6 protein-coding genes and 4 pseudogenes are annotated in these 7,198 nt (G+C 69.1%); 7 read left to right on the top strand and 3 right to left on the bottom strand.

Annotation, left to right across the window (positions count from 1 at the left end; genetic code table 11):
* The first annotated feature begins 287 nt into the window (after nt 1-287).
* The gene (locus ACIBJF_RS33275; protein WP_351217101.1) at nt 288-458 is read left to right on the top strand and encodes a hydrophobic protein; all 171 of its coding nucleotides are present in this window, start codon (nt 288-290) and stop codon (nt 456-458) included.
* Nucleotides 459-742: 284 nt separating this feature from the next.
* The gene (locus ACIBJF_RS33270) at nt 743-1,201 is read left to right on the top strand and encodes an ANTAR domain-containing protein (protein ID WP_399179329.1); all 459 of its coding nucleotides are present in this window, start codon (nt 743-745) and stop codon (nt 1,199-1,201) included.
* 62 nt (nt 1,202-1,263) lie between these two features.
* Here the strand turns inward: ACIBJF_RS33270 and ACIBJF_RS33265 are convergent, their stop codons facing one another.
* Nucleotides 1,264-1,470 (bottom strand): hypothetical protein, encoded by a 207-nt coding sequence (locus tag ACIBJF_RS33265; RefSeq protein ID WP_399179328.1) that lies wholly within the window; start codon nt 1,468-1,470, stop codon nt 1,264-1,266.
* Nucleotides 1,471-1,942: 472 nt separating this feature from the next.
* Here ACIBJF_RS33265 and ACIBJF_RS33260 point away from each other — a divergent pair, with 472 nt between their 5' ends.
* The 5 genes and pseudogenes from ACIBJF_RS33260 to ACIBJF_RS33240 all read left to right on the top strand — a co-directional run bounded on the left by ACIBJF_RS33260 (nt 1,943) and on the right by ACIBJF_RS33240 (nt 6,169).
* Nucleotides 1,943-3,013 carry an NADH:flavin oxidoreductase/NADH oxidase gene (locus ACIBJF_RS33260; RefSeq protein WP_399179326.1) on the top strand — a complete coding sequence of 357 codons (1,071 nt, stop codon included), beginning with the start codon at nt 1,943-1,945 and terminating at the stop codon, nt 3,011-3,013.
* A 122-nt stretch (nt 3,014-3,135) separates the two neighbouring features.
* A pseudogene (locus tag ACIBJF_RS33255) lies at nt 3,136-4,519 on the top strand (IS1380 family transposase).
* Between the two features lie 256 nt (nt 4,520-4,775).
* A pseudogene (locus ACIBJF_RS33250) lies at nt 4,776-5,098 on the top strand (TraR/DksA family transcriptional regulator); the annotation flags it as partial.
* 155 nt (nt 5,099-5,253) lie between these two features.
* A pseudogene (locus tag ACIBJF_RS33245) lies at nt 5,254-5,479 on the top strand (hydrolase); the annotation flags it as partial.
* A 27-nt stretch (nt 5,480-5,506) separates the two neighbouring features.
* Entirely contained in the window at nt 5,507-6,169 is a 663-nt protein-coding gene (locus tag ACIBJF_RS33240; RefSeq protein ID WP_399179324.1) for an SDR family oxidoreductase, read from the top strand.
* A 212-nt stretch (nt 6,170-6,381) separates the two neighbouring features.
* Here ACIBJF_RS33240 and ACIBJF_RS33235 read toward each other — a convergent pair whose 3' ends face one another.
* Nucleotides 6,382-6,660 carry an Hsp20/alpha crystallin family protein gene (locus ACIBJF_RS33235; RefSeq protein ID WP_399179334.1) on the bottom strand — a complete coding sequence of 93 codons (279 nt, stop codon included), beginning with the start codon at nt 6,658-6,660 and terminating at the stop codon, nt 6,382-6,384.
* Nucleotides 6,661-6,807: 147 nt separating this feature from the next.
* Nucleotides 6,808-7,010, bottom strand: a pseudogene (locus ACIBJF_RS33230) (thioredoxin family protein); the annotation flags it as partial.
* Nucleotides 7,011-7,198: the final 188 nt, after the last annotated feature.

Below are 7,198 nucleotides of genomic sequence, written 5' to 3'. Positions count from 1 at the left end.
ATCATGCAGAGCGTGCAGCGCATAGGCGCCTGTCAGACCGTGCAGATCGGTCGTGGTCATGCGGTCACCCCCAGGCAGTCTCGGAGTCGGATGAGAGGGCCGAGGCGTTTCGTAGATTGAACACAGAGGCCCCCGGGGGGCAGGGACAGCGTGTGACGGCATCCGAGATCGACTACACGGCGGGGTTCGCCGCCCTTCCGAGCCCCCGCACCGCTTAGAAGTAACTCGTATTTTGTGTGCTTGTAGGGCTGCAGTAAGGGCATCCGGTGGCCAGGAGGTTGATATCGATGGTTCCCCTGCTTCTGGTTCTCCTGCTGGCTCTGATCCTCTTCGGTGCGGGCTTCGCCCTGAAGGCGCTGTGGTGGATCGCCGTGATCGTGCTCATCGTGTGGCTGCTGGGCTTCGTCGTCCGTTCCGCAGACGGTGCCGGCCGAAGGGGCCGCTGGTACCGCTGGTAGGCGAAAGGCGCCCAGCGCGAGCGCGCGCCACGCACAAAGGAGGAGTGGGGCCCGGCCGGACACGCCCGGGCCCCATTCGCGTGAAAAGACACTCCACCGGGGCGGTCGGGAGGGATCGGTTGTACGGACGTACCGCAGGGTGCGCGAGCAAAGCGGCGGCCTCTCACCCTGCGCCTCTCAACTCTGCGGCTCGGACTGAAGCCGCCGCGCCAGGGCCTGTCTGAGTGGTAATGGTGTGGCGTGGCCGACAGCCTGGAGGCAGTGGGCGCGGGCAACGTGGTGGCATGGCGGAAGACGAAGACCACGAAGCTGAGATGGCCGCGCTGCGTGCGGAGATCGAGCAGCTGAAGCATGTCCTCGCCTCACGTGCCGAGATCGACCAGGCGATCGGGGTCGTCGCGGCCTGCGGACGCCTGCAGCCGGACGCTGCGTTGGAGGTTCTCGAGGAGGTCACGCGGCACCTGGACACCAAGATCGACAACGTGGCAGCGCAACTGCTGCAGTGGCCGCACTCCACATGGCTCCCCGAGGGAACCCGCGCCGCCCTGGACCACGCACTGAAGCGCAGGAAGACACCCCCGTTCCCCGCATCGCATGAGCCCGAGGACGACGAGTGGCGCGCAACGGCCCTGTGCCGGCGCTTCAGATTGGCATTATTGGCACAGCCGACGTCGCCCCCCAGGCTTGACGCGCTGCTCCAGGCGCAGTTCACCGATTGCGCGGGCGGTCCACCAGGGCGGTGAAGGCGTCCTTGCTGGGACGGGCCGGCTCCCACACTGATGGGGCGGGCGGCCCCGTAACCCACCTATGGTGCGGGCTGATGCGGCTGCGTTTCATTCGCCAGGACCAGCAGGCCGTCTCCGTCGGACGGCTCCATCACCGTGTGTCCCAGCTGCACGAGCAGACCCGACACAGCGGCCTGCACGACCACACGCATGCCGTCGCTGGAAGCGCCGGGCTGGTCGGATGCCAGCGCGGTGAACCCATCGGACACGAGCCAGCGGATCAGCACTCCGGCAGCTCCAGCTCCTCCGACCACACCCCGCCGGTCGACCCCTGAGCTGCGACGATGCGCTGCTTCCTTACGGAGGACGTTTGTTCGTTTTCGGGTGCGCCGGCTGTGGGGCCAAGCTGAGCGTCCCGCTGTCCCAGGCCGCGCTGCCGGCCCACGCTCATCAGAAGTGCGGGGAGTGGCAAGCGACCCGGTGACCGCACCGATGACGGACCCTCTTCCCGAACGATCGCGGCGATGTCGGCGGGCGTCGACGTCGTCGGCGGTATGTCGCTTGACCCGGCCACGGCCCGGGACCGCCACGGCCCGGGACATCCGCGCGGGTGAGCACGCCTGGCCGGTGGTGTGTGCCACGAGCGGCCGGGGTACTCGGGTGCAACCACCGTGCGGGGCGCCCCGCAGGAATGCAGGCCGTCACGGCTCGACGGCTGCGGGGCACCCGGCGTCCCACATCCCTCCTGCGAGGCCTCCGATGAGCCGTCTCTTCTCGCCGCTCACCCTCCGCGGCACGACCTTCCCAAACCGGGCCTGGGTGGCCCCCATGTGCCAGTACAGCTCGGTCGACGGCTATCCGCAGGACTGGCATCTGGTCCATCTCGGCTCCCTGGCACGCGGCGGGTCCGGCCTGGTCATGCAGGAGGCCACGGCAGTGGTACCTGAGGGCCGGATCACCCCTTCCGACGCCGGCATCTGGGATGACGGGCAGGCCGCCGCGTACAAGCGGATCACCGACTTCGTCCACGGGCAGGGAGCCATTGCCGGCATCCAGATCTCCCATGCCGGCCGCAAGGCGTCGACGGCACCGCCCTGGGAGGGTGACGTGTACGTCGAACCGGAGGCCGGAGGATGGCAGACGGTCGCACCGTCACCGCTGCCGTTCGGCGACTGGCCGGCCCCGCAGGAGCTCGGTGCGAACGACATCCGCGCTCTGGTCCGGGCCTTCGGCGAGGCCGCCGCGCGGGCGCTGTCCGCCGGCTTCGAGGTCCTGGAGATCCACGCCGCGCACGGCTATCTGCTGCACCAGTTCCTGTCACCGCTATCCAACCACCGCAGCGACGAGTACGGAGGCGATCTCGACGGGCGCAGCCGTTTCCTGGTCCAGGTCACCGACGCCGTACGGGCGCAGTGGCCGGAGGACCGCCCGCTGTTCGTACGCTTCTCGGCCACGGACTGGGCCGACGGCGGCTGGACCCCGGAGGAGACGGTCGAGCTGTCGCGGCACCTGGTGGCCCACGGCGTCGATCTGGTGGATGTCACCAGCGGCGGGCTCGTCCACAACGCCCGTATCGAAGTGGAGCCCGGCTACCAGGTGCCCTTCGCCCGAACCGTCCGCGAGGGCGCGGCCCTGCCCGTCTCCGCGGTCGGCCTGATCACCGCACCGGAGCAGGCCGACCAGATCCTCGTGGACCGCTCGGCCGACGCGATCATGCTCGCGCGCGAACTGCTGCGCAACCCGACCTGGCCGCTCCGCGCGGCCCAAGTGCTCCGTGACGACGTCCCGTGGCCGAAGCAGTACGAGCGTGGCCGCCCGCGTCACGGCTGAGCCCGGATCCACCGGCTTGATGCCTGTGTATGGTTTCTCGGGAACGAAGAAGTGCCTTGTGACCTGCGATGATGGGGTTTCTCTAGGACCACATCAGGCACGATCAGCAAGGCACTTCCGAGATGCAATCTTTCCATGCCGCGGCGGCTGTCTCGTCCGCGTTCGACGACCCGAACCTGATCGCGTACGGCGGCCTCGAGCCGGTGGTGCGATTGGCGGAGCGGTGCGGTCTGCCCGCGCTGGTCGGGGAGTGCGTCCGTCTGCCGGCCTCGAAGGACGGTACCGGTGCGTTCCCCGCGGCGAAGGTGATGTCGCTGGTGGGCGGCATGCTCGCGGGCGCCGACAGCATCGATGACATGCACCGGCTGCGGCACGGCGCGATGGGCCGCCTGTTCTCCGGAGTGCGGGCCCCGTCCACGCTGGGGTCGTTTCTGCGTTCCTTCACGCACGGGCATGCTGAAGCAACTGCACGCTGTGGCCCGCCGGTTCCTTCCCGAACTGGCCCGTCATGCCCCGCTGCTGCCCGGCGCGGACCAGGTCGCCTACGTGGACATCGATGACACCATCCGCCGCACCTACGGCTATGCCAAGCAGGGCGCCGGTTACGGATACAGCAAGGTCAAGGGCCTGAACGCGCTGCTCGGCATCGTCTCCACACCCCTGGCCGCCCCAGTGATCGCCGCCACGAGGCTGCGCAAGGGACCATCGAACTCCGCGCGCGGGGCGGCGGCGTTCGTCGCCGAGACCATCCGTACCGCTCGCGCCTGCGGCGCCAGTGGCCTGCTGGTGATGCGCGCGGACTCGGCGTTCTACAGCGCCGATGTCGTCAACTCCTGCCGGGCCCTGGGCGCGCGGTTCTCCATCACCGTGCGGATGAACGCTTCCGTCAAGGCGGCGGTCGCCCGCATCGATGAGGGCGCCTGGACGCCGATCAAGTACCCCGAGGCGGTCTGGGACGAGGCGAGCCAGTGCTGGATCTCCGACGCCGAGATAGCCGAGACCACCTACACCGCCTTCACTCCCAAGCCGAAGAAGCAGCAGGTCACCGCCCGTCTGATCGTGCGCCGCGTCAAACGCCTGAGCGCTGACGCCGTCCCCGCCGGACAGGGCACGCTGTTTGACACCTGGCGCTACCACGCCGCGTTCACCGATTCCCCGCTCTCCTTGAACGATGCCGAGCGTGATCACCGACGGCACGCTGTCGTCGAGCAGGTGATCGCGGATGTCAAGAACAGCGCCTTCGCCCACGCGCCCTCCGGGCATTTCCAGGCCAATGCCGCGTGGCTCGCGCTGGCAGCCCTGGCGCACAACCTGACCCGCGCCGCCGGCGCACTGGCCGGCGCGTTCCATGCCAGAGCAACCACCGCCACGGACCACCTGATCAACGTGCCAGCCCGCCTGGCCCGCTCGGCCCGCCGTCTCACCCTGCACCTGCCCGAACGCTGGCCCTGGAGCACCAACTTCAACCAGCTCTTCAGCATCGTGCACGCGCCACCAGCCCTCTGACACTCCCTGACCGACCTGCCCGAAAGGGCCCGAGACCTGCGAAAAAGTGGAAAGGCTGGGCAGACCAGCGGCCACCCCACGCCCGAATCCTCAACTCAGCCCTGACACGGCCTGCACGACCCCGAAACGATCACACCGAATCAAGCCGGTGGATTCGGGCTGAGGCAGCCGGGAATTGGACCCAAGGCGAAGAGGTGTCCTCCTATATGAGCGATCCACGCGGCAATGCCGCCTTCCCGTACTTCCGAGCGGGTCGATATGTGCGGTGCTGGCAGCCGACCGTGTCGGCACACTGCAGCAGATATCCGCACTGAGCCGTGAGTTCGAAGGCATCGTCGAGGCGAACGCAGTGGTGGCCATTGACGACGAGCACGACCCGGAGGGGGCGAGCACGGCCTTCGAGCGGGCGCACGTCGCCGCCCTGCTGCCCCCAGGCGCGCGAGCATCTGAACGATCTCGATCACGCCCTGGAGCGATTGGAGAGAGGCGACTACGGGCGCTGCGAGCAATGTGGTGAGCCGATCCCGACGGGGGCGCCTCGAAGTTCGCCCGGCGGCGAAAACCTGCGTGCGCTGCGCGTTCTGTAGCTCGTTGAAGCGTGCGCAGTCGGGGGCGCGACATGTCATCCTGCCCCAACTCGACGTGTCACAGCACATGCGTGAGACGTCAACAGCAGAGCGAGGCGCGACGGGCTGCCTCTGAGCTGCATGGATGACATTCTTGGCAGGTGCGGGGCCTGCGTGGTGCTCGGGCTGCGGAAGGTGCGGGTGGAGGCGGGCTTCCCGGCGGAACTCCTCGCCGTACGCGGGGCGCGGATCGAGGAGGCACCGTCGCTCGCCTACGGCCGGGTGGTGATCCACCGCGGCCGGGTGGTCGCGCACCAGCGCGGTGCGCGAGTACGCCGACTTTACGGCAACCGCAGGACCCGACCTGCCGCGGCAGTCCCGCAGCCCGGCGTGAGCGGTTGTGTATGGCAAGAATGACCCCATGCACATTGTGATCGCGGGTGGACACGGAAAGATTGCGCGCCGGCTGACCCGGCTGCTCTCGGCGCGCGGCGACAACGTCACAGGGCTGATCCGCAACCCAGATCACGCCGACGACCTGCGCGCGGACGGCGCGGAACTGGTGGTGTGCGATCTTGAGCAGGCCTCGGTGGAGGAGGTGGCTGGCCACCTCGGCGGCGCCGACGCGGCAGTGTTCGCCGCGGGCGCCGGACCGGGCAGCGGCGCGGCCCGCAAGCAGACGGTGGACCGGAACGCGGCCATCCTCCTCGCCGACGCGGCCGAGCGCGCCGGGACGCGCCGCTTCCTCGTGATCTCCGCGATGGGCGTGGACAGCCCGCCGCCGCCCGGCACCGACCCGGTGTTTGCCGCCTACCTGAAGGCCAAGGGCGAGGCGGACGCCGACATCTCCTCCCGTCCGGGACTGGACTGGACGATTCTGCGCCCGGGGATGCTGACCGACGACCCCGGTTCCGGCCGCGTCACGCTTGCCGAGCACACCGACCGCGGCCAGGTGCCGCGCGATGATGTGGCGGCGGTGCTCACCGCCCTGCTCCACGAGCCGAGGACCGCCGGGCGCATCCTCGAGCTGATCAGCGGGTCCACCCCGGTCGAGGAGGCGGTGCGCGCCGTGGCCGGCGGATGACGCCGCACTCCGCCCTCGCTAGCCGCCATCAGCCCGTGGCCGGCCACGTCGCCGACCGTGACGGGGAAGCGATCCGCGGTCAGGTCGACCGCGTCGTACCAGGCGCCGCACACGTAAAGAGGAGAAACCCGTTTCGGTCATCTCATGGCTCCTTTCGTTTCCGGAGCGCCCGACGGTTACGGACCGTTGTCCCGCACCGCTGGCTCCTCGGCTCAATGACCGCCGCTCTCGTTGCTCTCGGTGATCCGGATGCGACGGGGCTTGGTGACCTCCGCCTTGGGGACGGTGACCGTGAGCACACCGGCCGACATATCCGCTGTGATCTTCTCGGCGTCCACTTCTCCGAACAGCCTCAGCCGGTGCTCGAAGGTACCGGTCCGGCGGCTGCCACGGCGCAGGGCGCCCTTGCGCTCCCTCCGGTGACCACCAGATCTGTCCGTTGGGTTGGCCTCAACGTCGACGTCCTTGCTCTTGACGCCATGGAGTTCGATCTCGACCTCGAAGGCGTCGTTGGTCTCCGTGACGTCCGCACCAGGGGTCCACGCGGCTGCGGCGAGGCGCCGCCCACGGGCTTCCGCGGTGGTCCATCGTGCTCACCCTCCTGCAGTGGTTTGCCGGCCCGCCATCTCCTGCTCGACTTACGGACGCAGGACGTGCCCGGGTGCCGCGCCGGCCTGGCGGGCGAGCGTCTCGCCCTGGTCCAGGACGGGCACCGCCTGCACTTCGAACCGCCGGCCGGCCCGTGGATTTTGTCGATGTCGAACTTGACGAGCCTGATCCGTCCGGGGACGTGGCGGGCGACCTGTTCGAGGGTGGGGCTGATCATGCGCCAGGGACCGCATCAAGGTGGCCCACGCCAGGTTCCTACCGGTGCGCACGGAGAGTCTCGAGCGCTCCCCAGGGTGACGAACCGGGTGGCTCCACGCCTGCGTCTGGCAAGTCAGGAATGCACGGGGCGGGTCGCCCCACGAGTACGAGAGGAAGAGTCCACACATCTCGGGTAAGCCGGCCCGCAAGCGGGTACTCGAA

This window comes from Streptomyces sp. NPDC050743 (assembly GCF_044456925.1).
GTDB lineage: Bacteria > Actinomycetota > Actinomycetes > Streptomycetales > Streptomycetaceae > Streptomyces.
This window is presented reverse-complemented; position numbering and strand designations above follow the sequence as displayed.